Raw genomic sequence first — 24,268 nt, 5'->3', positions numbered from 1 at the left:
CGTCCGACCCGGGACCGATCCACACAATTCCGTTGCGTCACCCGAGAGTTACGAGCTTGTGACCGACTCCACAGTGCGACCGTTATGCCGGATAAATAGCCCCCAAAGCGGCAGAAAACGCAGCCGGATCGCACCGGCGCACGCGCCCGCGTGATAACACGGCGAATCGCCCCGCCCAACCCCTTGCGTCGATGCAATTTCAGAATTTGCTGGGTAAATTCAATTCGCATGACCGCCGCACCAGCAGATTTTGCAAGTGCCCGAAGAGAATTCCTCACCATCGACACCCCACGAGTGGAGGACGGGGCCGCGATCTGGCGCATCGCCCGCGACTCCGAGGTCCTGGACCTCAACTCCTCGTACAGCTACCTGCTGTGGTGCCGCGACTTCGCGGAGACCTCCGTGGTCGCCCGCGACGAGACCGGCGAACCCATCGCCTTCGTGACGGGATACCTCCGGCCGGACCGCCCCGGGACGCTCGTCGTCTGGCAGGTGGCCGTCGACCACGGCCGTCGCGGGACCGGGCTGGCGGGAAAACTGCTGGACGCGCTGACCTCGCGGGTCGCCGCCGCACAGGGGCTGACCTCGGTCGAGACGACCGTCACCCCGGACAACACCGCGTCGGACCGGCTGTTCACCTCCTACGCGCAGCGCCACGACGTCGCCCTGGAACGCGAAGTGCTCTTCGAGGGCGAGCTGTTCCCCGAGGGAACGCATCTGCCGGAAGTGCTGTACCGCATCGGCCCGTTCCACACCTGAGCGCGTCCGCCGGTCCGTCTCCGGGCGCGTCGGCCGCCACCGCGTCCGCCCGCCCCGGCCGCTCCGTTCCCGAGCACCTCCGCACCGTCGTCCGTCACACCCCCCTCAAGCAGGAGATTCCCTGTGACCATCACCCCGCCCGCACTGAGTGTCTTCGAGACCCTGGAGTCGGAGGTACGGAGCTACTGCCGCGGCTGGCCCGCGGTGTTCGACCGTGCGCAGGGCTCCCGTCTGACCGACGAGGACGGCCACAGCTACCTCGACTTCTTCGCCGGCGCGGGCTCTCTCAACTACGGCCACAACAACCCCGTGCTGAAACGCGCGCTGATCGACTACATCGAGCGCGACGGGATCACCCACGGCCTCGACATGGCCACCACCGCCAAGCGCGCCTTCCTGGAGTCCTTCCAGAACAACGTGCTGCGCCCGCGCGACCTCCCGTACAAGGTGATGTTCCCCGGCCCGACCGGCACCAACGCCGTCGAGGCGGCGCTGAAGCTGGCCCGCAAGGTGAAGGGACGCGAGTCGATCGTCTCGTTCACCAACGCCTTCCACGGCATGTCGCTGGGCTCGCTGGCCGTCACCGGCAACGCCTTCAAACGGGCCGGGGCGGGCATCCCGCTGGTGCACGGCACCCCGATGCCCTTCGACAACTACCTCGACGGCAGGGTGCCCGACTTCCTCTGGTTCGAACGGCTCCTGGAGGACCAGGGATCCGGTCTCAACAAGCCCGCCGCCGTGATCGTCGAGACGGTGCAGGGCGAGGGCGGCATCAATGTGGCGCGCCCCGAATGGCTGCGGGCGCTCGCCGATCTGTGCCACCGCCGCGACATGCTCCTGATCGTCGACGACATCCAGATGGGCTGCGGGCGCACGGGGGCGTTCTTCTCGTTCGAGGAGGCCGGCGTCACCCCCGACATCGTCACCCTGTCGAAGTCCATCAGCGGCTACGGACTGCCCATGTCGCTCTGCCTGTTCAGGCCGGAGCTGGACATCTGGGGACCGGGCGAGCACAACGGCACCTTCCGCGGCAACAACCCGGCGTTCGTCACGGCCGCCGCCGCGCTGGACGCCTACTGGGCGGACGGGCAGATGGAGAAGCAGACCCTGGTCAGGGGCGAGCAGATCGAACAGGCGCTGCTCGCGATCTGCGACGAACACGCCCGGCTGGGTGCGCGGTTCCGGGGCCGCGGCCTGGTCTGGGGCATGGAGTTCACCGACACCTCGCGCGCCGCCGCCATCTGCGCCCGCGCCTTCGAGCTGGGCCTCCTGGTCGAGACCTCCGGTCCGCGGAGCGAGGTCGTGAAGCTGCTGCCGCCGCTGACCACCACCCCCGAGGAGCTGGACGAGGGCCTGCGGACGCTGGCCCGCGCGGTCCGCGAGACCACCTGACCGCCTGTCCGGGCCCTCCCGTCCCGGACAGGTACGAACCACGAGCACCGCCGCAGAGAGAAAGGCACCGACCCACCGTGATCGTCCGATCGTTCAGTGACATCGAGAACACCGACCGGCATGTGAAGGCCGCTTCCGGAACCTGGGAGAGCAAGCGCATCGTGCTCGCCCAGGAGAAGGTCGGCTTCTCGCTCCACGAGACCACGATGTACGCGGGCACCGAGACGTCGATGTGGTACGCGAACCACATCGAGGCCGTCCTGTGCGTCGAGGGCGAGGCCGAGCTCACCAATGACGAGACCGGCGAGAAGCACTGGATCACCCCCGGCACGTTGTACCTGCTGGATGGCCATGAACACCACACCATGCGGCCGAAGACCGACTTCCGCTGCGTCTGCGTCTTCAACCCTCCGGTCACCGGGCGGGAGGAGCACGACGAGAACGGTGTCTACCCGCTGTTGACCGAGGAGGGCTGAACCATGACCACCGATGTACGCGCCGATCTGTACCCCACACGCGGTACGGCCGAGATGACCACTCCTCGCCAGGACCCGGTCATCTGGTCCGCCCCCGGTGCCCCGGGGCCGGTCTCCGTGAAGGACCTGCAGGGCTTCGAACGCGACGGGTTCCTCACCGTCGACGAACTGATCACGCCGGACGAGGTCGCCGTCTACCACGCCGAACTGGACCGGCTGATCGCGGATCCGGCGGTACGGGCCGACGAGCGCTCGATCGTGGAGCCGAAGTCGCAGAAGGTGCGGTCGGTCTTCGAGGTCCACCGGATCAGCGAGGTCTTCGCCCGGCTGGTCGGCGACGAGCGTGTGGTGGGCCGGGCCCGGCAGATCCTCGGCTCGGACGTGTACGTCCACCAGTCCCGGATCAACGTCAAGCCCGGCTTCGGTGCTTCGGGCTTCTACTGGCACTCGGACTTCGAGACCTGGCACGCCGAGGACGGTCTGCCGAACATGCGGGCGGTGTCCGTGTCGATCGCGCTGACCGAGAACCACGACACCAACGGCGGGCTGATGATCATGCCCGGTTCGCACAAGTCGTTCCTCGGCTGTGCGGGCGAGACACCGAAGGACAATTACAAGAAGTCCCTGAAGATGCAGGACGCCGGCACCCCGTCCGACGAGGCGCTGACGAAGCTGGCCGACCGGCACGGCATCAAGCTCTTCACGGGCAGGCCGGGTTCGGCCACCTGGTTCGACTGCAACTGCATGCACGGCTCGGGGGACAACATCACTCCCTACCCGCGCAGCAATGTCTTCATCGTCTTCAACAGCGTGGAGAACGCCGCCGAGGAGCCTTTCGCGGCTCCGGCGCGACGTCCGGAGTTCATCGGGGCGCGGGACTTCACACCGGTGGGGTGACGTACCGGAGAGACCGGACCGAAGAAGGGGGTGGGGCGGCGTCCGTCGCCCCACCCCCTTCTTCGCGTGGGGGGACCGCGCCCGAAGTCGGTGGACCGGGACGGTCGTCAGCGGCGACAGTGGGGCCCATGACCTCACTGGTACGTCACATCACCATCGACTGCGCCGACGCCTACACGCTCGGCGGATTCTGGGCCGAGGTGCTCGGCTCCGCGCTCTCCCAGGAGGACGCCCCCGGCGATCCCGAAGCGCTCGTCGAAGCCCCCGGCACCGCACTCCTGTTCATCTCCGTGCCGGAGCCCAAGGGCGCCAAGAACCGTCTGCACCTGGACATCCAGCCGCGGGACCGCACCCGCGACGAGGAGGTGGAGCGGTTGCTGGGCCTGGGCGCCACCCTCGTGGCCGACCACCGCAAGCCCGACGGTCGGGGCTGGGCGACACTGGCCGATCCGGAGGGCAACGAGTTCTGCGTCGAGTGCAGCGCGGCGGAACGGGCGTCGCTGACCGGAACCCGGCTGCCGGTCACCGCGGACGACGTGACCACCGCGGTCCGTCTCGCGGTCGACGCGCTCCGGGAGTCCCCGGTGGACGACTGGCACGTCCCGGCCGGGTCGTTGGAGTGGAACTGCTGGGAGACCGCGGAGCACCTGAGCGACGACCTCTTCTCCTACGCCACCCAGCTGGGCCCGCGCCGGCCGTCGCAGGACACGTACGTGCCGTACCACTGGGCCGCGACCCGGGAGGGCGGTCCGTCCAACGCGATCTTCGCGGACCGGTCGGCAGGACCCGCCGGGCTGCTCCAGACGCTGGAGGCGAGCGGCGCGCTGCTCGCGGCGATGGTGCGGACCGCCTCGCCGGAGGTCCGCTCCTACCACTCCTACGGGGTGTCCGACCCGGAGGGCTTCGCCGCCATGGGCATCGTGGAGACCCTCGTGCACACGCAGGACCTCGCCGCGAGCCTGGACATCGCCTGGGCGCCGCCCACCGGCCTCTGCGACCGGGTGCTGGCCCGGCTGTTCCCGGACGCCCCGAAGGACGCCGACCGGTGGGCCGTCCTGCTCTGGGCCACCGGCCGCGCCGAGCTGCCCGGTCGTTCACGGGTCACTTCGTGGAAGTGGCACAGCGCACCGCTGGACGGGACGGGTCTGCAGTAGCGTCCGCCGCCCCGGGGCGGGCAGGGCTCCGTGGCCCTGCCTCCCGGTCTCGGCACTGCGTCACCACGGCTCCGGGACTTCTCAGGACCGGTCGGCGTCCAGCGCCGGGTAGTCGATGTACCCCTTCGCGTCCCCGCCGAAGAAGGTCGACGGGTCCGGGGTGTTGAACGGGCCGCCGGCCTTCAGCCGGGCGGGCAGGTCCGGGTTGGCGATGAACAGGGCGCCGTACGAGATGACGTCGGCGATCCCGTCGTCGATCACCGAGTGGTCGTCCGGCCCGGTCGGCCCGTCCGTCAGCGCGTTGAGGACGAACGTGCCGGAGAACTGCTTGCGCAGCGCGAGGGTCAGCTCGCGGATCTCCACCGCCTCCAGGACGTGCAGATAGGCGAGGCCGAGCGGCTCGATCTCCCGTACCAGCGCGCTGTAGACGGAGTCCAGCACGGGTTCGTCGATGTCGTTGTACGTGTTTCCGGGCGAGATGCGCAGCCCGGTCCGCTCCGCGCCGATCTCGGCGGCGACGGCCTTGACCACCTCGACGGCGAACCGGATGCGGGCCTCCTCGGAGCCGCCCCACTCGTCGTCGCGCAGGTTGGTGTTGGGCGAGAGGAACTGGTGGATGAGGTAGCCGTTGGCGCCGTGCAGTTCGACGCCGTCGAAGCCGGCGTCGATCGCGTTGCGGGCGGCCGTCGCGTAGTCGGCGATGGTCTGCCGCACTTCGTCGCCGGTCAGTTCGCGCGGGGTGGTGAAGTCCTTCAGACCCTCGCCGGTGTAGAGCTGACCGGCGGGCTTGACCGCGGATGCGCTGACCGGGGTGAGCCTGTCCGGCAGCAGGGCCGGGTGGCCGATCCGGCCCGCGTGCATGAGCTGGGCGAAGATCCGGCCGCCCGCCGCGTGCACCGCGTCGGTGACCTTGCGCCACGACGCGACCTGCTCCGCGCTGTGCAGTCCCGGGGTGTCGGGGTAGCCCTGCCCCACCACCGACGGCTGGATGCCCTCCGTGATGATCAGGCCCGCCGACGCGCGCTGGGCGTAGTACTCGACGACGAGATCCGTGGCGGTACCGCCCTCACCGGCCCGGCTGCGGGTCATCGGAGCCATCGCTATGCGGTTGGCGAGCTGGGTGCCGGACAGGTCGATCGGGTCGAAAGCGGTGGTCATGAGAGCTCCCAGAAAATTTATATGGTCGGCCAACTATTTTCCGTGAGCGCCACTGTAACCCATTGATTGGCCGACCAAGGTAAAGTTCGCAGAAAGCGCCCGTGTCCGCGCTTCCGGCCCGGCCCGCACCGCCGGGGGCGTCGGCCCGGCATCGTCCCGAGGAGTCCTGATGAAGGCCGATCCCGCCTGTACCGTCCCGCCGAGCGCCGCCCTCGGCGGCCCTGTCAGCCATGCCGTCTCACGGGTCGCCCGGCTGCACCGGATCGCCGCGGGCAAGCTGCTCAAGGGGCTCGGGCTCTACCCCGGCCAGGAGTTCCTGATGATGTACCTGTGGGACGCGGGTGCGGTGCGCCAGTCCGAGCTGATCAAGGCCGTGGACCTCGACCCCTCCACCGTGACCAAGATGCTCCAGCGCCTCGAACAGACCGGGCACGTCCGCCGCTCCCCCGACCCGGACGACCGCCGGGCCGTCCTGGTCGAGGCCACCGAAGACAGCTGCGCGCTGCACGCCGCCGTCGAACGGGCCTGGACGAATCTGGAGGAGCACACCCTCGCCGGACTGGACCCGGCCGAGCGCGAGGAGTTGGCACGGCTGCTCGGCAAGGTCGAGGCGAACCTCTGCCAGGAGACCGCGGACTGCCCCGAGCTCCGCTGATCCCCCGGCATCCGGGCGGGCTCAGCCCGAGAGCACGTCCAGGGCCCGGTCCACGTCCGCCTCCGTGTTGTACAGGTGGAAGGCGGCGCGCAGACTGCCCGCCCGGTCCGAGACCACCACTCCGGCCCGCGCCAGCTCCGACGCCCGCCCGCCGAGTCCGGGCACGGCGACGATCGCCGACTCCCCCGGCACCGCCTCGTGCCCCAGCCCGGCCAGCCCGGCCCGCATGCGCGCGGCGAGCCCCGTGGCGTGGGCGTGAACGGCGTCGATCCCGACCTCGCCCAGCAGCGCGAGGGAGCGCTCGGCGCCGTGGTACGAGAGGAAGGCGGGCGGCTCGTCGTAGCGGCGGGCGCTCGGCGCGAGCCGCCCGACCGGGCCGTACGTGCTGTTCCAGGGGTCGTCGGAGGCGACCCACGCGGCGAAGACGGCCGGCAGGCCGCGCTGGGCCTCCTCGGTGACGGTGAGGAACGACGCGCCCCGCGGGCAGAGCAGGAACTTGAAGCCACCGGTGACCGTGTAGTCGTACGCCCCGGCGTCCAGCGGAAGCCAGCCGGCCGACTGGGTGGCGTCGAGCAGTGTCCTGGCGCCGTGGGTGGCGGCCGCTTCGCGTACCGCGTCCAGATCGGCGATCCGGCCGTCGGCGGACTGCACGCAGGAGAAGGCGACCAGCGCGGTGCCGGGCCCTACTGCTTCGGCCAGCCCGTCCAGCGGGACATAGCGCATCCTGAGATCGCCGCGCACCGCGAACGGACTGACGACGGAGCTGAACTCCCCCTCGGGCGCCACGACTTCGGCCCCCGGCGGCAGCGAGGCCGCGATCAGCCCGACGTGGACGGAGACCGAGCTGCCGGTGGCGACCCGGTCGGCGTCGACTCCGGCGAGGCGGGCGAACCCGGCACGGGCGGCGTCCACCGCCTCGAAGTCGCCGGAGCCGGCCCTGCGCCCCGTGGCGAGCGCCCCGGCGAGCGCCCCGACCGCCGCCACCGTGCGACGGGGCAGCAGCCCGCAGCTGGAGGTGTTGAGGTAGGTGGTCTCCGGCGCGAACTCGTCGTCCACCGCGCGGCTGAGCGAAGTAGTCTCCATGCGCCCAGCCTGGATCCCCCTTGATTCATCGTCAATCACCACGGATCAAGGGGTGCACCCGAGTAACGCTCATGTGCGCGGCTCGGGACGGATCACCGGACGTCGCTCACCGGTGCACGAGCCGCGCAGGCGACGCCACCGCCCGCCCACGGGGCCGTGCGGGCATCGTCACCGCCCGCTCGCCCGTCCGCCCGGGCGCCGCCGTCCCCGGCCCGGGCGTCGTTGCCGTCCGCCCGCAGACCCGCTCAGGCGCCGCTTCCCGTCTGCGGGACCTCGCAGGCGCCGTCGGCGTCGCAGACCGCGGCGTCGCCGCCGATCACGGTCAGCGGCCGGTCCTTCCACGCCTGTTCGAGCGCCTGGGCGAAGACTTCGGCGGGCTGACCGCCGGAGATCCCGTACCGCCGGTCGAACACGAAGAACGGCACCGCGTTCGCCCCCAGCTCGGACGCCTCGCGCTCGTCGGCCCGCACCTCGGCGGCGTACACCTCCGGGTCGGCGAGAACGGCGCGTGCCTCGTCGGCGTCGAGCCCGGCCTCGACGGCCAGCTCGACCAGCACGTCACCGTCGTAGACGGACCGCTCCTCGGCGAAGTTCGCCCGGTAGGCGAGGCCCAGCAGCTCGTCCTGACGGCCCCGGGCCTTGGCCAGGTGGAGCAGCCGGTGGATGTCGAAGGTGTTGCCGTGGTCACGGCCCTCGGTGAGGTAGCCGAGCCCTTCGGCCTGCGCGTTGGCCGCGACGTTCGCCTCCATGGCCTGCGCCTCTTCACGGGTGCGCCCGTACTTCTGCGCCAGCATGTCGATCACCTGCGCGGTGTCACCCTTGGCATGCCCCGGGTCGAGCTCGAAGGACCGGTGCACGACCTCGACCTCGTCGCGGTGGGCGAACCCCGCCAGGCCCTTCTCGAAGCGGGCCTTGCCTATGTAGCACCAGGGGCAGGCGATGTCGCTCCAGATCTCGACGCGCATGTCTCTTCTTCTCTCCGTGTTCTCGTGACTACGGCCGGGGCAGCACAGAGCCACCCTCCGCTCCCGAGACACAACGCGGGAGCGGACTCCCTCATTCCCCGCCCGCGTGCGGCGGCTCCCCCGCCGGGGCGCTCCGGTCGTCGAGCTCGACGACCGGGCGGTCGGCGACCACGGCCACGACGACCATCGGTGCGTCGCCGTCGCTCTGGTTGAGGGACACCGCCACCCACCGGCCGGCCACCGGCCCCCATACCGCGAGATCACCGAGACAGTCCCGGTCGCACAGTGCCCGGTACAGCGGCGGCATGGGCTCGTCCGCGAGGTGGCGGAAGATCGGCACCCGCATGCCCGCCGTCCGATGCCCACCCCATCGCCGGTCCAACTCGCCCACGAGGGAGGCCAGATGACCTGCGGCGGCTTCCTCGGCCTCGTTCCATTCGGGCCCGTACACCCCCACGAGGTCGTCGCTCTCCCAGAGCGGCAGGATCCGGAACCCCTCGCCCTCGGTCGCGGACCACTCCCCGGTGTCCGGCTCGCCCTCGTCGACCGTCGGCCCCGCGGCCGGTACGGGCCCGGCGAGCAGCGCCTCGATGTCGGACACCGCCCGGCCGGTCGCGAACGTCTCACCGCTCCGTGCGGTCACAGCGCTGCCGCCTCGACGGGTGCCGCGGCCACTCCCCCTGGGCGGGCGAGCTCGTGGGACGGCATCTCGGGGATGGCGATGCCGAACATCGACACGTGCGGGGTCGAGACGACGACAAGACGGTGCGCGGGCGGCGGCATGGCCAGAACCTCCGGGTGCAGGGCATTCGCGCCACCACTGTACGTCGGGACTCGTCACGCCGGGCGCAAGCCGACGGAGCACCTCGCCCAAGCACCGCTTCCCGTGGCCGAGTTGCCCCACGGCCGGTCTGTTCGCACTGGCCGCAGCACTCATCGCGCCGTCCATGGACAGCGCCGCCCTCGCCGCCTGCCTGCTCGCCGTCGGCGCCGGAGTCGGCCTGTTCATGACCCTCGGCACCAGCTCCATCATGGGATCCGTCCCCGCCCACCGGCACGGCATCGCCAACGGCGTACGCCAGACCTTCCAGAACGGCGGCTACGCCTCAGCACCGCACTCGCCCTGGCCCTCGTCACCAGCGGCCTGCCACTCTCGGAGGCCGCCCACCCGCCTTCGACCGCGAGGCCTACAAGCAGCGCAACACTGTCGAACGCTGCATCAACAAGCTCAAGCAATGGCGCGGGATCGCCACCCGCTACGACAAGACCGCGACCATCCACCTCGCCGGACTCCACCTCGCAGCCATCTTCACCTGGTCAGCGAGATGATCCGAGAGAGTCGGCCTATGTCGTCATCCGGGGAGCTGTCACGGCACTTTTCGGGCTTTTTGGTGGCTCCGGAACCTTGATGCCACTTCGCGACGAAGTGGGACGAAAATCAGTCATAGTCCCGCGATACGATGCCGTCATGTGAACGAACTGTGTAGGTTCTGGGCTCGGTTCGGGATGTCCTGTGACGCCCGGCCGCAGAGTTCGTCCACTGGAACCGGAGGGGAAATCGCATGGCTGACATCGACCTCGGCGTGGCGTCCGACTGGGACGAGGGGGACACCCACGGCCGCGTCAAACTGCGGCAGAACCAGATCTACCCGACCTCGCCGAAGAAGGACGTGCTCATCAGCTCCCCGGTGAGCATCGAGCTGTCCGTGAACACGAACCACTCCTCCTCGCAGGAGGCGGACAAGATCTACTTCACGACCCACCACGGCTCCACGAAGAAGATCATCGCGGTGCTCGACTCCGACGGCAACCTGCACATCGCCGGCCGCCTGATCACCGAGCAGAAGGACCTCGGCTACTAGGCGGTTCCCTTCGGGTCACCTCGCCGACCAGATGAAGATGGCGGCGAGGTGGCCAGTGGAGGTCGTCTTCGGCGTCAGTCCGTGTGCGCAGACTGACCGACCAGGAGTGGCAGCGGCTGCAGCAGATCGTGCGCCGGGGCAGCACCAACTCGGTGCGCTATCGACGCGCGATGATGCTGCCGGCCTCGGCCGGCGGGAATCGGGTGCCGGTGATCGCCCAGCTGGTGGCGGCCGACGAGGACACCGTGCGCGATGTGATCCACCGGTTCAACGAGATCGGCCTGGCTGCCTGGACCCTCGGTGGGCGGGAGGCCGTCCCCGCCTGCTCAGCGATGACGACGAGGACTTCGCCGTCCAGACGGCCACCACCGGCCCCACCAAGCTCGGCCGGCCTTTCCCTCGCTGGTCGCTACGCAAACTCGTCGCCTACCTGAGCACAGTCCACGGCCGAGTGATCCGTATCGGCCGCGAGGCGTTACGCGGCCTGCTCGCCCGCCGTGGAGTCACCTTCCAGCACACCAAGACCTGGAAGGAATCCACCGACCCCGACCGCGAGGCGAAGCTGGACCGGATCGAGCACGTCCTGGACCGTTTCCCCGACCGGGTCTTCGCGTTCGACGAGTTCGGCCCACTCGGGATCCGGCCCACCGCAGGCTCGGGCTGGGCCGAACGGAAACACTCCGACCAGGTGCCGGCCACCTACCACCGCACCCATGGAGTCCGGTACTTCCACGGCTGCTACTCGGTTGGCGACGACAGGTTGTGGGGCGTCAACCACCGCAAGAGAGGTGCCGCGAACACGCTGACCGCGCTCAAGTCGATCCGCGCCGCCCGGCCCGACGGCGCCCCCCTCTACGTGATCCTGGACAACCTGTCCGCCCACAAAGGCACCGGCATCCGCCGCTGGGCTACAAAGCACAAGGTCGAGCTGTGCTTCACCCCGACCTACGCCTCTTGGGCCAACCCCATCGAGGCCCACTTCGGACCGCTGAGGCAGTTCACCACCGCCAACTCCCACCACCACAACCACACCGTGCAGACACGAGCCCTGCACGCCTGTCTACGCTGGCGCAACGCCAACGCCCGCCACCGCGACGTCCTGGCCGCCGAACGCAAGGAACGCGCCCGCATTCGAAGCGAGAAGGGCATCCGTTGAGGCGGACGCCCCCTCAACACCGCAACCCGACCAACCGCGAACTTGCACAGCCACAGCGCATCATCGGTCCGCTCGTGGCCAGGCGCGGACGACCGAAGCGTTGTGAAGACGGTCTCGGCCGGGCAGACCCGGAGCCCCGAACGGGGCCGGTTCAGGAGAAGGACGGCGCCGGAGGAGAACGACTCAGGAGGCGGACGGCTCGATCTCCCCCGCGAAGACGATGACCTGGTCGATGAGGCTCCGCCGCAGATGGACGACGTCCGTTCCCGCCAGGCGGGGGCCTCCATCCGGCGTCGTGAAGACCCACTGGTACCGGGCCCACTCGTCCGGCATGTCCACCGCCGAACAGCGCACCATCGTGCCGGCCCCCGCGGGGTGGCGCCGGATGTCCAGCACGAACCGCTCGACCGCCTCGATCCCCTCACTGCGGCCCAACGGCCCCCAGAAGACCACGTCCGAGGTGAGGGCCTGGGAGAGCAGCGCAGTCACATAGCTGTCGTCCGAGGCGTTGAACGCGGAGATGAACGTGTCGATCGCGCACCGCGCAGTCTCTTCCTGCATGCACCAGTAATACCAGGCGCCTTGCGGACCGCGCGCGTCCCGTGAGCCGTCTCCCGACCACGGTGAACCATCCCGGTCACAGCACCAGGTGGTCCGAGCCGATAGCCGACGACGGCACCTCAAGGACGAAGAAGAGGAAGCAGGGTTTGCTCGAAAGGTCATGGAAGCCGTCGGGGAACATTTCACGCGCGGCCGGGTCGGGCTGCGGCTCACTGATGGCGGAAAGGCGGAAACCGGCGGTGGTGAAGGATTCGGCCATGGCGTGCATCGGCTTGCGCCAGAGCCTCATCGGAACGGACTGTCCGTTGAACGTCCAGTCGAAGCCATAGCTGGTGGTCACGAAGTAGTTGGGCCGAGGATCCTGATGCGTGTAGGCCACGAAAGGGTGGTCCACTGACACCATCAGCCGGCCGCCGGGCCTGAGCACTCGCCGCAACTCGGCCAGCGTCGGCCCCCAGTCCTCCAGATAGTGCAGCACGAGCGATGCGACCACGTCGTCGAACGCACCGTCGGCGAACGGCAGGCGGTACCTCAGGTCTGCCACGCTCAGGGCCACGTTGTCACCGAGCCGCCGTCTGGCCAGCTCCACCATCTCCGCGCTGGCATCGATGCCGGTGACGACGGCACCTCGGTCGCGAAGCGCAGCGGTCAGGGGGCCCGAGCCGCAACCGGCGTCCAGGATCTGACGACCGACTGCATCTCCGACGAGAGCCAACATTGCGGGCCGCTCGTAGTGAGCATTCACGAGGTTGTTCTCGTTCTCCGCCGAGTACGCCTCGGCGAAACTGTCGTAGTTGTTCGCCTGGTCACGATCTGCAGACTGGGCAAAGCTCTCGGGCACGTCGGTTACGCGTTCCATCGCCGCAGCCTAAGGGCTGTCCCGTCGTCCCTGGTGGAGCAGCGCGCGGCGTCGGATGCGGTGCATCGCAAGGGCGGGACGTCCGCATGCTGGATGTATGCGGACGTTCCGACAACGCGGCGAGGTGCCGTAGCTGTCGTCGTGCGCCCGCCAGGGATTACGGGACAGCACTTGGCTTGGTTTTCCACCTTCGCCGAGAGCCTTGGCTGTCAGATACGCAGGCCCTACGTGTTCCCCGACACGAGCAGTCCCAGCGGCCCCAGGTTTCGTGACACGGATGACGCTCAGCCGGGGCTCGGGGGTGTTCCGAAACCCAAGGGGCCAACGTCGGCCTGTATGTCGGTCACGAACCACTGCCTGGTCGATGAACCGCGCAGATACAGATGTCGTCCCCTTCCAACGAGGCTTGCGTACTGCTTGAGCGGTGCGCCGTCGGGGCGAGTGAGCTGCGCTTCTTCGACCAGTAGGACGTCGTGTCCGGTCATGCGGCAGCGGTGGAGCCGGTCGTGCTGCCGGTTCCCGCCGAGCATCACGATCTCCTCCCCGTGCACGGCCAGTCCACGGGGAGCGACCACGGGCGACGTCCGGATGTAGGTTCGCCCGTTCGTGCGGACTTCCAGCACTGGGAAGGTCGGGTAATAGCTGGCCCAGGCCACACCGTCGTCGACGTTGAAGGCATAGACCGTGTCGATGTATTCGACGCCCTCGGGAGCCGAGTATCGCCATTCCTGACGACCGCCACTGTCCCAGCGCACCAGGCCGGCGGCGCTGATGGGGTCGGCATAGACGCCCTCGTCGAAGTAGGCACTCCAGACATGGTTCCGTCGGTCCGCCAGCATGAACTCGATGGCATCCCCCATCTGAAAGGCGCGTCGGCGTCGGCCGTCTCGGCCGTATACCTGTGCGTTGCGCTCTCCCCGGGATACACGTCCTTGCAGCAGGATGAACCGCCCGTTGGGCAGGGCATCCACGTCGCTGACCCGCACGCTCACGTCGTGCAGGGTGCGTTCGCGCACGGTGCCGCCGTCGTCGATGACGAGAAGCGCGTCGTAGGGGTAGTTACGGGGTCTGGGACACGAGCTTCCGTACGATCGCGGCTCAAGTTCCGCATCGGGGCAGATCAGCCAGAGAGCCCTGCCCCAGGCATCCACCGTGGTCGCCAGGACCCTCCGGTGGTCGTACTGCCGAGGCAACAGTGCGTGGGAACGCAGTGCCACCTTCCTCAAAAGATCACCTCACGGGCGAACGGACATGCCGCACCAATGTTCGCAGACACTCAGACCCGTCGTGTGTCGCCACCAGTTCCACAGACCGCGGAGGTTAAAACTCACGTTGGTGGTCACCTGATCCGCCGGACAGACCCCAGGCGACTGCCGCCGTGACCGGCCATGCCCCACGGTCCAACAGATCAAGGACGAGTGCGGCGATGTTCCACGCGTCGTCCTCGCCGCGGTGATGGCGTCCCTCCAGGGGCAGTCCGGCGATCCGCAGGGCGTGGTCCATGCCGGGTTTCTTGCGCAGCCCGTAGGCCGCGGCGAATACGGCCTTGGCGTTGGTGTGGGTGCGCTCCGTCGGATGGCCGAACGGGTACGCCACCCCGTCTGCCCGGCTCTGGCGAGCGAATTGCCGACGGTCGTACTCGCCCCAGCTCGCCCAGGGACGCTCCCCGGCCTCGTACTCCTCGACGAGGATCCGGCATGCCTCGGCGAAGGTGACGCCCCGTTCCACCTCGGCTTGCGTCAGTCCGGTCAGTTCGGTGCAGAAGTCACTCACCGCCGACCGGGCAGGGCGGACCAGGACACGGTGCCGGGACACGCGGCGCCGTTCCGACACGTCCACGACGGTGAGACCGATTTCGATGATCTCGTTCACAGAGCCGGGCGGCGGCTGTCCGTCCCAGCAGGTGGCTTCCACATCGATGACGTTCAGCAGGGCGGATTCGTGGCGCATGGGGCCGAGAGTAGGGGACGCGCGCCCGGCCCCGGCACCCCGATTTCCGCATGCCCGCACCGCCACCGCCACCGTCACCGTCACCGTCACCGTCACCGGCACCGGCAACTTCTTCGATCCGGACCTCACGCCTCGATCCGGTCCGGGAACACTCCCTGACGGCCACCGGGACACCGCACGGAGATCTCGGCCCAGACCGTCTTCCCGGACGGCGGGTACGGAAGCACGCCCCAGTCCGCGGCGAGTGCGTCGACGATGACCAGCCCGCGGCCTCCTTCGACCGCTTCCCGGCGCTCGGCGGGGAGAAGCCGTTCGCCGCGCGGGTCGGTGACCTCGATCCGCAACTGCCCGGCCGGGAGGAGCGCGAGCCCGAGACGGAACCCCCGCCCGTCCAGCCGCCCGTGCACGACCGCGTTCGCCGCCAGCTCGGCGACGACCAGCGCGGCCGCGTCGGTGCGCTCGCCGTCACGCGGCCATCCCCACGACGCCAGTTGTTCCACGGCAAGCAGACGAGCAAGTCGGGCACCTCGACGGGTGGAGCTGAACAGTTGAATGAACTCCGGTGCGCAGCAAGCCGGTTGCTGACTTTCGATCTCTGCGGATTCGCTTGTCACGCCACTCAGCGTGGCCGAGTGACCGTACGCCGACCAGCAACGACAGCGGTACGTGACGTGCGTGTACCGGTACCTACGGCGACCGGTACCGGTTGTCCCCCGTACCGGGGCGATGAACGCGGTCGGCCCCATGGAACGAAGGCGGGCAGCGATGGAGCTGGACAGTGCGATCGGTGACGACGACTCGGAGGAGGCCGCGGACCTGTTCCAGGTGATCGGCAGCCAGCTCCGGCTGCTGCGCGAGCGGGCCGGCCTCACCCAGCGCAAGCTGGGCGACCGGCTCGGGTACAGCGAGGACCTGATCCGTTCGCTGGAACGGGGGCGCCGGACGCCGCAGCCCGAATTCCTGGACGCGGCCGACGACTTGCTGGCAGCGGGCGGACTGCTGCGGGCGGCGAAGGAGGAGGTGGCACGGGCGAAGGCGCGGGCCCGGTGAAGCATCCGGTGTGGTTCAAGGACTACGCGAAGCTGGAGGCGGATGCCGTCGAGCTCTCGTACTACAGCAACCACACGGTACCCGGCCTGTTCCAGACCGAAGCTCATGCTCGCGCCCTGTATGCCATGCGCAAGCCGCTGCTGGACGAAGATCTGATCGAGCAACGCGTGGCGGCGCGCCTGGCACGGCAGGTGGTGCTGACGAAACGACCGGTTCCGATGGTGAACTGTGTCATCGAGGAGGCTGTCCTGCGGCGCCCCATCGGCGAACGGGACGTTCACGAGGAACAGCTCGTCGAGCTCATCAGGCTGGGCAGGCTGCGCAACGTCGAGCTTCAGGTCATGCCCCTGGACCACCCTGAACACGCAGGTCTGGGCGGCCCGTTCATCCTCCTCACTCCGACGCGCAGACCCCAGGTCGGCTACCTTGAGGTGCAGAACATCAGTCGGCTGATCACCGACCCTGAGGAGGTCCGTGTCCTGGCGTCACGCTACGGATGCATCCGGTCCCAAGCACTCACACCGCGCAAGTCCTCGGCGCTCATCGAAAGGTTGCTGAAAGACCAATGAAGCCCGACGTCCGCGTTCAGAGCCCGGCAGACAACTCGTGGTTCAAGAGCAGCTACAGCTCCAACGAGGGCGGCGAGTGCGTCGAAGTTTCCGTCACCGGACAGACAATCCGCATCCGCGACTCCAAGGACACAACTCTCCCCCACCTGACACTCGACCGCACCGGCTGGACGCGCTTCGTGCGATACGCGGCCGGGACCTGAACGCAGGGACCGCCCGGCGCCGGCCGCACGACGCCGGGCGTTCATCCGCGGGCCTCGCCCGTCGACAGGAAATCCGGTGGCGGTCCGGACCCGTCCGTGGTGAAGATCGCGGCATGCCCGTCTTCCTGGAGACCGACCGGCTCGTCCTGCGCGAGTTCACGGCGGCCGACACCGACCACCTGGTCGCACTGGACAACGACCCCGAGGTCATGCGTTTCATCAACGGCGGCCGTCCCACCAGCCGTGAGGCGATCCAGGAGCGGACCCTGCCCCGACTCCTGCTCGACCACCCCTGCTGGGGGGCCCGCGGCTACTGGGCCGCGCAGGACAGGGCCACCGGCACCTTCCTGGGCTGGTTCGAGTTCCGGCCGCTGCAGCCGCACAGCCCTGCCGTCGTCGAACTCGGCTACCGGCTGAACCGTGAGGCATGGGGACGGGGCTGCGCCACCGAGGGCTCCGGGGCCCTGATCCACAAGGGGTTCACGGAACTGGGGGTCGAGCGGGTCACGGCGAACACCATGGCCGTCAACACCCGCTCCCGCCGCGTCATGGAGAAGTCGGGCCTGTCCTTCGTCCGGAACTTCGCCGGGGACTGGCCGGACGCGATCGAGGGTTCCGAGCACGGCGAGGTGGAGTACGAACTCACCCGGACCGCCTGGGAGCAGTCTCGCTAGACACCGCCGCGTCCGGGGCCCCGGCCGAGTGGCCGAGGCCCGGGTCCTGTCCTACTTGGCGGTCCAGAGCCCCAGGTCGTTCACCTCGGAGTCCGCCGCCCGCTGCAGCGCCTTCGTGGAACCCAGCATGCCCTGCGGCAGATAGCCGGACCGGACGCCCAGCTCCCACCCATGCACCTGGACCGCGAGGGCGGCCAGGGCAAGGGCGCCCAGCGGCAGCAGGGTCCTGGGGGCGGGATCGGGACCCACACTCTCCCGGTGCTCGACGAGCCGGGCCACGAGGGCCTGCTCGAAGGCGTGCTGATCGTCGTCGAGGAGCACGCGAAGGAGGCGCTGGTCCGGTGTCGAAGGGCCGGCCGCGTCCAACTTCCCGGCCGCCTCGGCGCGCACTTCGGCGTCCGGCTTGCACAGGGTCACGGTGGGCCAGTCGCGGGGCAGGTGCCCGCGCGACTCGGTCAGGTAGCCGCACAGTGCGTCCATCGCCGCGAGGTCCGCCGGATCCGACGTCGAGGTCAGCTTCGAGTACGGCACTCCCTCTCGGATCGCGGGCGCGTAGTCGTCCCGCAGCAGCAGGCCGATCACCCGCCGCCACTCCCGCACCAGGCCGCTGACCAGGCACATCTCAAACGTTTCGACCCATGTCCCGGCCGTGGGCGCGTGCTCGACGATGTCGCCGAAAGCGATGTACTCGCTGCTGAGCCCCTCGTCGATGAGCGGGAAGACGATCTCCTGGTCGCCGTCGGGGAAACAGCCGATGCTCAGCACTCCCAGGGAGCACTCCGCCGCGGTCCGCAGTGCCGTGTGTGCCTGCTCGTCGAGCACCGGTTCCGCCACGGTGCGGGCGGCTATGTGGTCGAGGAGTTCGTCACGCATCTCCTGCAACTTCTCCGGGGACGCGTCGTCGTAGCGCATCCCGTGCCACCGCCCCCGGGTTCGCGGGCGGATGTCGTCGAGCGCCTGCTCCATCCACTGTCCGCCGACCTCATGGCGCGTCACTTCCTGCACAGCTGCCGTCCTCCCGTGATCCTTCCGGCTGGACGCGGCACGCTACCAGCGGGCTCGGACAACGCCCGGTTCCGGCCACGGGATCCGAGCGTCAGCAGGGGCGTCGAGTGGGCGCTGCCGCCCGGCAGGTCGCCCGGCCACAGGCCGCGGAGCACCGCACGGGCATCCGCGCGGACGGAGCCGCCGAGGCCGGGACGGCCTGTCGGACCACCGGGAGGTCAGGCGTAGCTGAGGATCAGCAATGCCGTCATGAACTGCGCCACGATGTGCAGGAGCAACAGCCAGGCGCGTGCGTGGACGAACGGCAGCCACCTTCTCGGCCACGCGACGGCCGCGATGCCGAGCACGATCGCCGCCACGAGACACCCGGGGATCCAGCCCTGGGGGACGTGGGCGCAGTCCACGCCGTACGTCACGCAGCCGGACGCCCGGGTTGTGCTCAGCACGAAGAGGCCGCAACCGATCAGCACGGGAACGAGCATGCACAGGGCGAACCAGGAGGCCGTGCGGACATTGCGGTCCGTGCGTTCATGGTCGACCGGTCGGGTGTCGGCCGTGCGGACCTCGGCACGGGCGGGTGTGGCGTTCATGTGGTCCACCCAACCCTCCGCGAACGCCGGAGGGTTGGGGGCCGGTACTCGTTTCCGCTGAGTAGGCACGCTCATTCGTTCGGCGAATCGACGAACGTTCGGGAGAACTCAGCTCCCGTCGCGCAGATCCTCAAGTCCCGTCGCACGGAACGCGATCCGGTCGAATGACACCTCACAGCCCTCGCCCGTCGGCGACTGGACCAGGAAGCCGACCGACGCCTCGGCCGCGCGCTCCGGCTCGCCGAGGGCGAAGACGCGGACGAAGGTCCACTTCTCGCCGTCGGACGAGGCGTGGAAGGCGAACGCGTCGCCCGTACGACTCAGGCGCAGCCAGCAGCTGTTGCCGTCCACGACGAAGGAGTTGACGTCGTCGGAGTGACCGCGGGTGACGACCGTGCAGACGGTGGGCAGGTCCGGGGAGAGTTCCAGGCAGATCTTGGCCCACTCCCGTTCCCCGACGTGGAGGTAGAGGACCCCCGCGTCGAAGGCCGCGGCGAAGTCGACCCTGACCCGGGCGAGCAGCTGGAAGTCGCCCCGTGGCGCGGTGCCGAGGAGGCGGGGTGCGTCGCTCGCGGAATCCAGGGCCTCGCCGCCCGGGGGTACGAACCGGTCCTGGCGGGCTCCGGCCCGGCCGGTCAGGGTGCCGTTCTCGTAGGTCCAGTCACCTTCGGGGCCGAACGGGCGCAGCTGGAAGGGGAGTTCGGGAAGGTGCGAGGTCATGCGCGGCGGCCGTTCACTCGACGGGGCAGATCGAGGGGGTTGTCCTCACGGAGCTCCGGGGGGAGCAGGGCCTCGGGGGTGGTCTGGTAGGTGACCGGGCGCAGCCAGCGCTCCACGGCGGTGGCGCCGACCGAGGTGGACGTGGAGGTGGTGGCGGGGTAGGGGCCGCCGTGGTGCTGGGCGGGGGCGACGGCGACGCCGGTCGGCCAGCCGTTGACGAGGACCCGGCCGGCCAGGGGCGTGAGGGCCGCGAGAAGTCCGGGGGCGTCGGCGTCGTCCGTGGCGATCTGGAGGGTGGCGGTGAGGTTGCCGGGGAGCCGGGAGAGGACGGCGGTGATCTCGTCCTCGGAGTCGTAGCGGGCCACGACCGTGACCGGCCCGAAGCACTCCTCCAGAAGCGCGTCGTGCGGGCCCGGTGCGGCGAGGAGGTGCGCCGGCACGGTGAGGAAGCCGGCCGAGACGGTGTGGTCGCCGCCCGCGCCGGGGGTGACCGGGGCCTCCACACCGGGGAGTTCGGCCCGCTCCCGCACCCCCGCGACGAAGGCGTCACGCATCCGGTGGTCGAGCAGTACCGCGGCCTCGGTGTCGCTGACGGCGTCGGTCAGCGACTTCAGCAGCCGCTCGCCCCTCTCGCCCGCCGGGGCCAGGACGAAGCCGGGCTTGGTGCAGAACTGGCCCGCCCCCATGGTCATCGAGCCGGCGAGCCCGGCGCCGATCTGCTCGCCGCGTTCGGCGGCTGCCGCCTCCGTGACGACGACGGGGTTGAGGGAGCCCAGCTCACCGTGGAAGGGGATCGGTACCGGACGGGCCGCCGCCGCGTCGAACAGGGCGCGGCCGCCGCGTACGGAGCCGGTGAAACCGGCGGCGGCGACGAGCGGGTGCTCGATCAGTTGGACGCCCGCCTCGAAGCCGTGCACCAGGATCAGCACGTCCTCGGGCAGGCCGACCTGCGCCGCCGCCCGGCGCAGGAGGGAGGCGCACAGTTCGGAGGTGGCGGGGTGGTCGGGGTGCGCCTTGACGACGACCGGACAGCCGGCCGCCAGTGCGCTGGCGGTGTCGCCGCCGGGAACGGAGAAGGCGAGCGGGAAGTTGCTGGCCGCGTACACGGCGACGACGCCGAGCGGGATCTTGTAGCGGCGCAGGTCGGGCCAGGGCGGGGTACGGGTGGCGTCCTCGTGGTCGATGTGGATGTCGAGGAAGGAGCCCTCGTCGACGACCTCTGCGAAGGCTCTCAACTGGGCTGCGGTGCGGGCGAGTTCTCCGGTGAGCCGGGCCGGACCGAGCGCGGTCTCCGCGTCGGCGGCCTCGATGACGTGCTCCCCGGCCCCCGTGAGGAGATCGGCCGCGGCGCGCAGGAACGCGGCGCGCAAAGTGCGGTCGGCGAGCGATGCGCGTACTGCGTGGGAGGCCCGGACCGCGCGGTCGACCTCCTCGGCTGTAGCCTCCACCGCAACCTGCTCGCGCGGGTTCCCGGTGCGGGGGTCGACGCTCCAGACTGGTGCTGCTGCCACCGTGATTCCTTCCGCTCCGCTGCCACACATCAGAAGTTGTTCGGTATTCTGAACAGAGTTCCCGATCGTGAATATGGGGCGACTCTATTTCCGGGTCTTCAGTGTTGGCAAGAAGTCGCCGAGGTCAAGAAGTCGCAGGGTTTCGTAAGTGGGTTGGAAGGGGCGTAGGGCGATGTCGGCTGCCGAGTCTGGTGGGGCACAGGTGAAATCCGCCGTGCGGACGGTGGAACTGCTCGAATACTTCGCCGGACGGCCCGGCATGCATTCGCTCGCGGCGGTGCAGGAGGCCGTCGGCTACCCGAAGTCGAGCCTCTACATGCTACTGCGCACGCTGGTCGAGCTGGGCTGGGTGGAGACCGACGCGACGGGCACACGGTACGGGATCGGCGTACGCGCCCTGCTGGTCGGCACCTCGTACATCGACGGCGACGAGGTCGTCGCGGCCTCCCGGCCGACCCTGGACCGCCTCTCCGACGACACGACGGAGACCATCCACCTGGCCCGCCTCGACGGCACGAACGTGGTGTACCTCGCCACCCGGCAGTCCCAGCACTATCTGCGCCCCTTCACCCGCGTGGGCCGTCGGTTGCCCGCCCACTCCACCTCGCTCGGCAAGGCGCTCCTGGCCACCCACAGCGACGAGCAGGTCCGCAAGATGCTGCCGGAGACCCTGCCCGCGCTGACCGAGCACACCATCACCGACCGCGAGAAGCTCATCGAGGAGCTGCACCTCGTCCGCGAGCAGGGATACGCGGTGGACCGCGAGGAGAACACCCTCGGTCTGCGCTGCTTCGGCGTGGCCATCCCGTACCGCACCCCCGCCCGCGACGCCATCAGCTGCTCGGTGCCGGTGGCCCGGCTCACGCCCGCGCACGAGCAGATGGTGAAGGACGCGCTGTTCGACGCGCGGGACCGACTGACGCTGGCCACCCGGAGGCTCTGATCATGCGAGTGGCGCTGCGCGAGGTGCGCGACGAGGATCTGCCGCTGTTCTTCGCCTTCATGTCCGACCCGGAGTCGGTGAGGACGGCGGCCTTCACCAGCGAGGACCCCACCGACCGGGATGCGTTCGACGCCCATTGGCGCAGGATCCTGGCCGACGGGTCCGTCGTGATGCGGACGGTGGTCGAGGACGGCGTGGTGGTCGGCAACGCCGGGGTGTACGGGCCGCCGGGCGGCCGCGAGGTCACCTACTGGATGGACCGGGCGCACTGGGGCCGCGGGCTCGCGACGGCCGCGCTGCGCGCGCTGCTCGACGCCGTACCGGAACGCCCGCTGCACGCACGGGCCGCGGCCGACAACACCGGTTCGCGCCGGGTGCTGGAGAAGTGCGGGTTCGCCGTCACCGGCGAGGACCACGGGTTCTCGCACGTCCGCGGCGAGGAGACCGACGAGCTGCTGTTCACCCTGCCGGGGTGACGCGGGGCCGCGTCGACCACGCCCCGCCCGATCATGAGGAATGGGTGAGAAAGGGTACAACCGGGAACTCCGCATTGCACCCGGCTCGTCCCTTCAGGGGATGAACAAGACGATCAGGCACACCTCGGTCTTCTGCCTGCTGCTGGTCCTCGCCCTGCTGGTTCGGGCGACCTGGGTGCAGGCGTACCAGGCACAGGCGCTCGCAGACGACGACCACAACCGCCGGAAGGTCATCGCGCAGTACGCGCAGCCGCTCGGCGACATCATCGTGGCCGGGAACCCGGTCACCGGATCGAAGAGGACGGTGGGCAGCGACCTCGCGTACAAGCGCACCTACAAGCAGGGCGAGCTCTACGCGGCCGTCACCGGCTACAGCTCGCAGGCGTACGGCGCGACCCAGCTCGAAGGGATCTACAGCCATGTGCTGGACGGCACCGACGACCGGCTGAAGAACCCGATGGACGTGGTGACGGGCAAGCAGGCGGCCCCCGGCAACGTCCTGACCACGATCGACCCCGCCGTGCAGAAGGCGGCGTACGAGGCGCTCGGCAACGACAAGGGCGCGGCGGTCGCGATCGATCCGAAGACCGGCAGGGTCCTGGGCGTGGTCTCCACCCCCTCGTACGACCCGTCGAAGATCAGCGGGACGACGGACGGCGACGCCTGGAAGAAGCTGCTGGACGACAAGGACAAGCCGACGGTCAACCGTGCGCTGCGGCAGCCGCTCGCACCCGGTTCGACGTTCAAGCTGGTGGTGGCGGCCGCGGCGCTGGAGGACGGGCTGTACAGCTCGGTCGACGTACCCACGGACAGCCCCAATCCGTACCCGCTGCCCGACACCACCCGGAACCTGGAGAACGAGAGCGCCTCGGCCCCCTGCGAGAACGCCACACTGCGCACCGCGCTCCAGTACTCCTGCAACAACGTCTTCGGGAAGGTCGCCGTCGACCTCGGCCAGGACAAGGTCAGGGCGATGGCGGAGAAGTTCGGCTTCAACACCGAGAAGCTCGACATGCCGGTGCGGGTCTCCGAGAGCGTCTACCCGTCCGGCATGGACAGGCCGCAGACGGCCCTGTCGGGCATCGGCCAGTTCGAGGTCACCGCGACGCCGCTGCAGATCGCCATGGTCTCGGCCGCACTCGCCAACGGCGGCGAACTGGCCGCACCCCACATGGTGTCCGCGGTGACGGACTCCAAGGGCAACACGTTGCAGGACTTCGCGGACGGGGACACCAGGCGCGTCGTCTCGCAGTCGACCGCGGAGCAGCTGCGCAGCGCGATGGTGACCGTCGTCGAGGACGGCACCGGCAGCAACGCCAGGATCGCGGGGGCCGAGGTGGGCGGCAAGACGGGTACCGCGCAGAACGGCGTGGGCAACAGCAAGACCCCGTACGCCTGGTTCACCTCGTACGCGAAGGACAAATCCAGCGGCAAGGAGGTCGCGGTGGCGGTCGTCGTCGAGGACTCGGGCGCGGCCCGCGCGGAGGTCAGCGGCAACGGTCTGGCGGCGCCGATCGCCCAGAAGATGATGAAGGCGGCGCTGGCGGGCTGAGCGAGGGGGTGGGGCGGGAGCCGTGGCCGGCCCGGCCACGGCTCCCGC

The 24,268-nt window shown here is 69.7% G+C and carries 28 protein-coding genes and 2 pseudogenes; 16 read left to right on the top strand and 14 right to left on the bottom strand.

The genetic code is table 11. The features are described from left to right. The first annotated feature begins 294 nt into the window (after positions 1-294). From ectA to ACIRP2_RS06135, 5 genes are all read left to right on the top strand, one after another. On the top strand, positions 295-759 hold the full coding sequence (ectA, locus tag ACIRP2_RS06155; RefSeq protein ID WP_404247199.1) for a diaminobutyrate acetyltransferase: 465 nt from the start codon (positions 295-297) through the stop codon (positions 757-759). A gap of 123 nt (positions 760-882) precedes the next feature. Continuing rightward, a complete protein-coding gene (ectB, locus tag ACIRP2_RS06150) occupies positions 883-2,151 on the top strand; it encodes a diaminobutyrate--2-oxoglutarate transaminase (protein ID WP_404246967.1) in 1,269 nt (422 codons plus the stop codon). A 77-nt stretch (positions 2,152-2,228) separates the two neighbouring features. Beyond that, on the top strand, positions 2,229-2,627 hold the full coding sequence (locus ACIRP2_RS06145) for an ectoine synthase (protein ID WP_404246965.1): 399 nt from the start codon (positions 2,229-2,231) through the stop codon (positions 2,625-2,627). Positions 2,628-2,630: 3 nt separating this feature from the next. Then, a complete protein-coding gene (gene thpD / locus ACIRP2_RS06140; RefSeq protein ID WP_404246963.1) occupies positions 2,631-3,524 on the top strand; it encodes an ectoine hydroxylase in 894 nt (297 codons plus the stop codon). A 128-nt stretch (positions 3,525-3,652) separates the two neighbouring features. Next, complete coding sequence (locus ACIRP2_RS06135) at positions 3,653-4,678, top strand: VOC family protein (protein WP_404246961.1); 1,026 nt, start codon at positions 3,653-3,655, stop codon at positions 4,676-4,678. Positions 4,679-4,759: 81 nt separating this feature from the next. On the opposite strand, the gene ACIRP2_RS06130 is transcribed toward ACIRP2_RS06135, so the two are convergent. Continuing rightward, a complete protein-coding gene (locus tag ACIRP2_RS06130) occupies positions 4,760-5,836 on the bottom strand; it encodes an alkene reductase (protein ID WP_404246959.1) in 1,077 nt (358 codons plus the stop codon). Positions 5,837-6,005: 169 nt separating this feature from the next. Between ACIRP2_RS06130 and ACIRP2_RS06125 the strand changes: the two genes are divergently transcribed. Further along, a complete protein-coding gene (locus ACIRP2_RS06125) occupies positions 6,006-6,491 on the top strand; it encodes a MarR family winged helix-turn-helix transcriptional regulator (protein ID WP_404246957.1) in 486 nt (161 codons plus the stop codon). Between the two features lie 21 nt (positions 6,492-6,512). Here ACIRP2_RS06125 and ACIRP2_RS06120 read toward each other — a convergent pair whose 3' ends face one another. The 4 genes from ACIRP2_RS06120 to ACIRP2_RS06105 all read right to left on the bottom strand — a co-directional run bounded on the left by ACIRP2_RS06120 (position 6,513) and on the right by ACIRP2_RS06105 (position 9,322). Then, the gene (locus ACIRP2_RS06120; RefSeq protein WP_404246956.1) at positions 6,513-7,574 is read right to left on the bottom strand and encodes an aminotransferase class V-fold PLP-dependent enzyme; all 1,062 of its coding nucleotides are present in this window, start codon (positions 7,572-7,574) and stop codon (positions 6,513-6,515) included. A gap of 245 nt (positions 7,575-7,819) precedes the next feature. Then, the gene (locus tag ACIRP2_RS06115) at positions 7,820-8,539 is read right to left on the bottom strand and encodes a DsbA family oxidoreductase (protein WP_404246954.1); all 720 of its coding nucleotides are present in this window, start codon (positions 8,537-8,539) and stop codon (positions 7,820-7,822) included. Positions 8,540-8,630: 91 nt separating this feature from the next. After that, complete coding sequence (locus ACIRP2_RS06110) at positions 8,631-9,182, bottom strand: hypothetical protein (RefSeq protein ID WP_404246952.1); 552 nt, start codon at positions 9,180-9,182, stop codon at positions 8,631-8,633. Further along, on the bottom strand, positions 9,179-9,322 hold the full coding sequence (locus tag ACIRP2_RS06105) for a hypothetical protein (RefSeq protein ID WP_404246950.1): 144 nt from the start codon (positions 9,320-9,322) through the stop codon (positions 9,179-9,181). Before ACIRP2_RS06105 ends, ACIRP2_RS06110 begins: the two co-directional genes overlap by 4 nt. 372 nt (positions 9,323-9,694) lie before the next feature. Here ACIRP2_RS06105 and ACIRP2_RS06100 point away from each other — a divergent pair. From ACIRP2_RS06100 to ACIRP2_RS06090, 3 genes and pseudogenes are all read left to right on the top strand, one after another. Then, a pseudogene (locus ACIRP2_RS06100) lies at positions 9,695-9,868 on the top strand (IS5/IS1182 family transposase); the annotation flags it as partial. Positions 9,869-10,101: 233 nt separating this feature from the next. Continuing rightward, positions 10,102-10,401, top strand: a complete 300-nt coding sequence (locus ACIRP2_RS06095) for a DUF6342 family protein (protein ID WP_404246948.1) — start codon at positions 10,102-10,104, stop codon at positions 10,399-10,401. 170 nt (positions 10,402-10,571) lie between these two features. Beyond that, a pseudogene (locus tag ACIRP2_RS06090) lies at positions 10,572-11,557 on the top strand (IS630 family transposase). A gap of 183 nt (positions 11,558-11,740) precedes the next feature. Here the strand turns inward: ACIRP2_RS06090 and ACIRP2_RS06085 are convergent. The 5 genes from ACIRP2_RS06085 to ACIRP2_RS06065 form a co-directional block, all read right to left on the bottom strand. Further along, entirely contained in the window at positions 11,741-12,118 is a 378-nt protein-coding gene (locus ACIRP2_RS06085) for a nuclear transport factor 2 family protein (protein ID WP_404246946.1), read from the bottom strand. Between the two features lie 76 nt (positions 12,119-12,194). Beyond that, entirely contained in the window at positions 12,195-12,977 is a 783-nt protein-coding gene (locus tag ACIRP2_RS06080; protein WP_404246944.1) for a class I SAM-dependent methyltransferase, read from the bottom strand. A gap of 284 nt (positions 12,978-13,261) precedes the next feature. Beyond that, positions 13,262-13,993 (bottom strand): hypothetical protein, encoded by a 732-nt coding sequence (locus ACIRP2_RS06075; protein WP_404246942.1) that lies wholly within the window; start codon positions 13,991-13,993, stop codon positions 13,262-13,264. A 304-nt stretch (positions 13,994-14,297) separates the two neighbouring features. Next, positions 14,298-14,927 carry an exonuclease domain-containing protein gene (locus tag ACIRP2_RS06070; RefSeq protein WP_404246940.1) on the bottom strand — a complete coding sequence of 210 codons (630 nt, stop codon included), beginning with the start codon at positions 14,925-14,927 and terminating at the stop codon, positions 14,298-14,300. Between the two features lie 125 nt (positions 14,928-15,052). Beyond that, positions 15,053-15,541: an ATP-binding protein gene (locus tag ACIRP2_RS06065; RefSeq protein ID WP_404246938.1), complete on the bottom strand. Its 489-nt coding sequence runs from the start codon at positions 15,539-15,541 to the stop codon at positions 15,053-15,055. Between the two features lie 151 nt (positions 15,542-15,692). Between ACIRP2_RS06065 and ACIRP2_RS06060 the strand changes: the two genes are divergently transcribed. From ACIRP2_RS06060 to ACIRP2_RS06045, 4 genes are all read left to right on the top strand, one after another. Beyond that, entirely contained in the window at positions 15,693-15,977 is a 285-nt protein-coding gene (locus ACIRP2_RS06060; RefSeq protein WP_404246936.1) for a multiprotein-bridging factor 1 family protein, read from the top strand. Beyond that, on the top strand, positions 15,974-16,546 hold the full coding sequence (locus ACIRP2_RS06055; protein ID WP_404246934.1) for a DUF5753 domain-containing protein: 573 nt from the start codon (positions 15,974-15,976) through the stop codon (positions 16,544-16,546). Before ACIRP2_RS06060 ends, ACIRP2_RS06055 begins: the two co-directional genes overlap by 4 nt. Then, positions 16,543-16,749 (top strand): DUF397 domain-containing protein, encoded by a 207-nt coding sequence (locus tag ACIRP2_RS06050; protein ID WP_404246932.1) that lies wholly within the window; start codon positions 16,543-16,545, stop codon positions 16,747-16,749. Before ACIRP2_RS06055 ends, ACIRP2_RS06050 begins: the two co-directional genes overlap by 4 nt. A gap of 113 nt (positions 16,750-16,862) precedes the next feature. Further along, positions 16,863-17,423, top strand: coding sequence for a GNAT family N-acetyltransferase (locus ACIRP2_RS06045; protein WP_404246930.1), 561 nt, complete (start codon positions 16,863-16,865; stop codon positions 17,421-17,423). A gap of 51 nt (positions 17,424-17,474) precedes the next feature. On the opposite strand, the gene ACIRP2_RS06040 is transcribed toward ACIRP2_RS06045, so the two are convergent. The 4 genes from ACIRP2_RS06040 to ACIRP2_RS06025 form a co-directional block, all read right to left on the bottom strand. Beyond that, the gene (locus ACIRP2_RS06040) at positions 17,475-18,428 is read right to left on the bottom strand and encodes an immunity 49 family protein (RefSeq protein WP_404246928.1); all 954 of its coding nucleotides are present in this window, start codon (positions 18,426-18,428) and stop codon (positions 17,475-17,477) included. 218 nt (positions 18,429-18,646) lie between these two features. Further along, positions 18,647-19,018 carry a hypothetical protein gene (locus ACIRP2_RS06035; RefSeq protein ID WP_404246926.1) on the bottom strand — a complete coding sequence of 124 codons (372 nt, stop codon included), beginning with the start codon at positions 19,016-19,018 and terminating at the stop codon, positions 18,647-18,649. 108 nt (positions 19,019-19,126) lie between these two features. Continuing rightward, the gene (locus tag ACIRP2_RS06030) at positions 19,127-19,738 is read right to left on the bottom strand and encodes a DUF1349 domain-containing protein (protein ID WP_404246924.1); all 612 of its coding nucleotides are present in this window, start codon (positions 19,736-19,738) and stop codon (positions 19,127-19,129) included. Continuing rightward, complete coding sequence (locus tag ACIRP2_RS06025) at positions 19,735-21,249, bottom strand: aldehyde dehydrogenase (NADP(+)) (protein ID WP_404246922.1); 1,515 nt, start codon at positions 21,247-21,249, stop codon at positions 19,735-19,737. Before ACIRP2_RS06025 ends, ACIRP2_RS06030 begins: the two co-directional genes overlap by 4 nt. Positions 21,250-21,421: 172 nt before the next feature. Here ACIRP2_RS06025 and ACIRP2_RS06020 point away from each other — a divergent pair, with 172 nt between their 5' ends. The 3 genes from ACIRP2_RS06020 to ACIRP2_RS06010 all read left to right on the top strand — a co-directional run bounded on the left by ACIRP2_RS06020 (position 21,422) and on the right by ACIRP2_RS06010 (position 24,220). Then, positions 21,422-22,192 (top strand): IclR family transcriptional regulator, encoded by a 771-nt coding sequence (locus ACIRP2_RS06020; protein ID WP_402284590.1) that lies wholly within the window; start codon positions 21,422-21,424, stop codon positions 22,190-22,192. Between the two features lie 2 nt (positions 22,193-22,194). Then, entirely contained in the window at positions 22,195-22,668 is a 474-nt protein-coding gene (locus tag ACIRP2_RS06015) for a GNAT family N-acetyltransferase (RefSeq protein ID WP_404246920.1), read from the top strand. A gap of 100 nt (positions 22,669-22,768) precedes the next feature. Further along, positions 22,769-24,220: a penicillin-binding transpeptidase domain-containing protein gene (locus tag ACIRP2_RS06010; protein WP_404246918.1), complete on the top strand. Its 1,452-nt coding sequence runs from the start codon at positions 22,769-22,771 to the stop codon at positions 24,218-24,220. The last annotated feature ends 48 nt before the right edge of the window (positions 24,221-24,268 follow it).

Origin of the sequence: Streptomyces sp. NPDC101194 (assembly GCF_044767885.1) — a bacterium.
Classification (GTDB): Bacteria; Actinomycetota; Actinomycetes; order Streptomycetales; family Streptomycetaceae; genus Streptomyces.
The sequence above is the reverse complement of the archived record's forward strand: the minus strand, read 5'-3'. Positions and strand labels throughout refer to the sequence as shown.

What these genes read in the sequence shown, in the direction of transcription:
- thpD (WP_404246963.1), top strand. Translation starts at nt 2,631, where the DNA reads ATGACCACCGATGTACGCGCCGATCTGTACCCCACACGCGGTACGGCC.
- ACIRP2_RS06135 (WP_404246961.1), top strand. Translation starts at nt 3,653, where the DNA reads ATGACCTCACTGGTACGTCACATCACCATCGACTGCGCCGACGCCTAC.
- ACIRP2_RS06130 (WP_404246959.1), bottom strand. Translation starts at nt 5,836, where the DNA reads ATGACCACCGCTTTCGACCCGATCGACCTGTCCGGCACCCAGCTCGCC.
- ACIRP2_RS06125 (WP_404246957.1), top strand. Translation starts at nt 6,006, where the DNA reads ATGAAGGCCGATCCCGCCTGTACCGTCCCGCCGAGCGCCGCCCTCGGC.
- ACIRP2_RS06120 (WP_404246956.1), bottom strand. Translation starts at nt 7,574, where the DNA reads ATGGAGACTACTTCGCTCAGCCGCGCGGTGGACGACGAGTTCGCGCCG.
- ACIRP2_RS06115 (WP_404246954.1), bottom strand. Translation starts at nt 8,539, where the DNA reads ATGCGCGTCGAGATCTGGAGCGACATCGCCTGCCCCTGGTGCTACATA.
- ACIRP2_RS06105 (WP_404246950.1), bottom strand. Translation starts at nt 9,322, where the DNA reads ATGCCGCCGCCCGCGCACCGTCTTGTCGTCGTCTCGACCCCGCACGTG.
- ACIRP2_RS06095 (WP_404246948.1), top strand. Translation starts at nt 10,102, where the DNA reads ATGGCTGACATCGACCTCGGCGTGGCGTCCGACTGGGACGAGGGGGAC.
- ACIRP2_RS06085 (WP_404246946.1), bottom strand. Translation starts at nt 12,118, where the DNA reads ATGCAGGAAGAGACTGCGCGGTGCGCGATCGACACGTTCATCTCCGCG.
- ACIRP2_RS06080 (WP_404246944.1), bottom strand. Translation starts at nt 12,977, where the DNA reads ATGGAACGCGTAACCGACGTGCCCGAGAGCTTTGCCCAGTCTGCAGAT.
- ACIRP2_RS06070 (WP_404246940.1), bottom strand. Translation starts at nt 14,927, where the DNA reads ATGCGCCACGAATCCGCCCTGCTGAACGTCATCGATGTGGAAGCCACC.
- ACIRP2_RS06060 (WP_404246936.1), top strand. Translation starts at nt 15,693, where the DNA reads ATGGAGCTGGACAGTGCGATCGGTGACGACGACTCGGAGGAGGCCGCG.
- ACIRP2_RS06050 (WP_404246932.1), top strand. Translation starts at nt 16,543, where the DNA reads ATGAAGCCCGACGTCCGCGTTCAGAGCCCGGCAGACAACTCGTGGTTC.
- ACIRP2_RS06045 (WP_404246930.1), top strand. Translation starts at nt 16,863, where the DNA reads ATGCCCGTCTTCCTGGAGACCGACCGGCTCGTCCTGCGCGAGTTCACG.
- ACIRP2_RS06035 (WP_404246926.1), bottom strand. Translation starts at nt 19,018, where the DNA reads ATGAACGCCACACCCGCCCGTGCCGAGGTCCGCACGGCCGACACCCGA.
- ACIRP2_RS06030 (WP_404246924.1), bottom strand. Translation starts at nt 19,738, where the DNA reads ATGACCTCGCACCTTCCCGAACTCCCCTTCCAGCTGCGCCCGTTCGGC.
- ACIRP2_RS06020 (WP_402284590.1), top strand. Translation starts at nt 21,422, where the DNA reads ATGTCGGCTGCCGAGTCTGGTGGGGCACAGGTGAAATCCGCCGTGCGG.
- ACIRP2_RS06015 (WP_404246920.1), top strand. Translation starts at nt 22,195, where the DNA reads ATGCGAGTGGCGCTGCGCGAGGTGCGCGACGAGGATCTGCCGCTGTTC.
- ACIRP2_RS06010 (WP_404246918.1), top strand. Translation starts at nt 22,769, where the DNA reads ATGAACAAGACGATCAGGCACACCTCGGTCTTCTGCCTGCTGCTGGTC.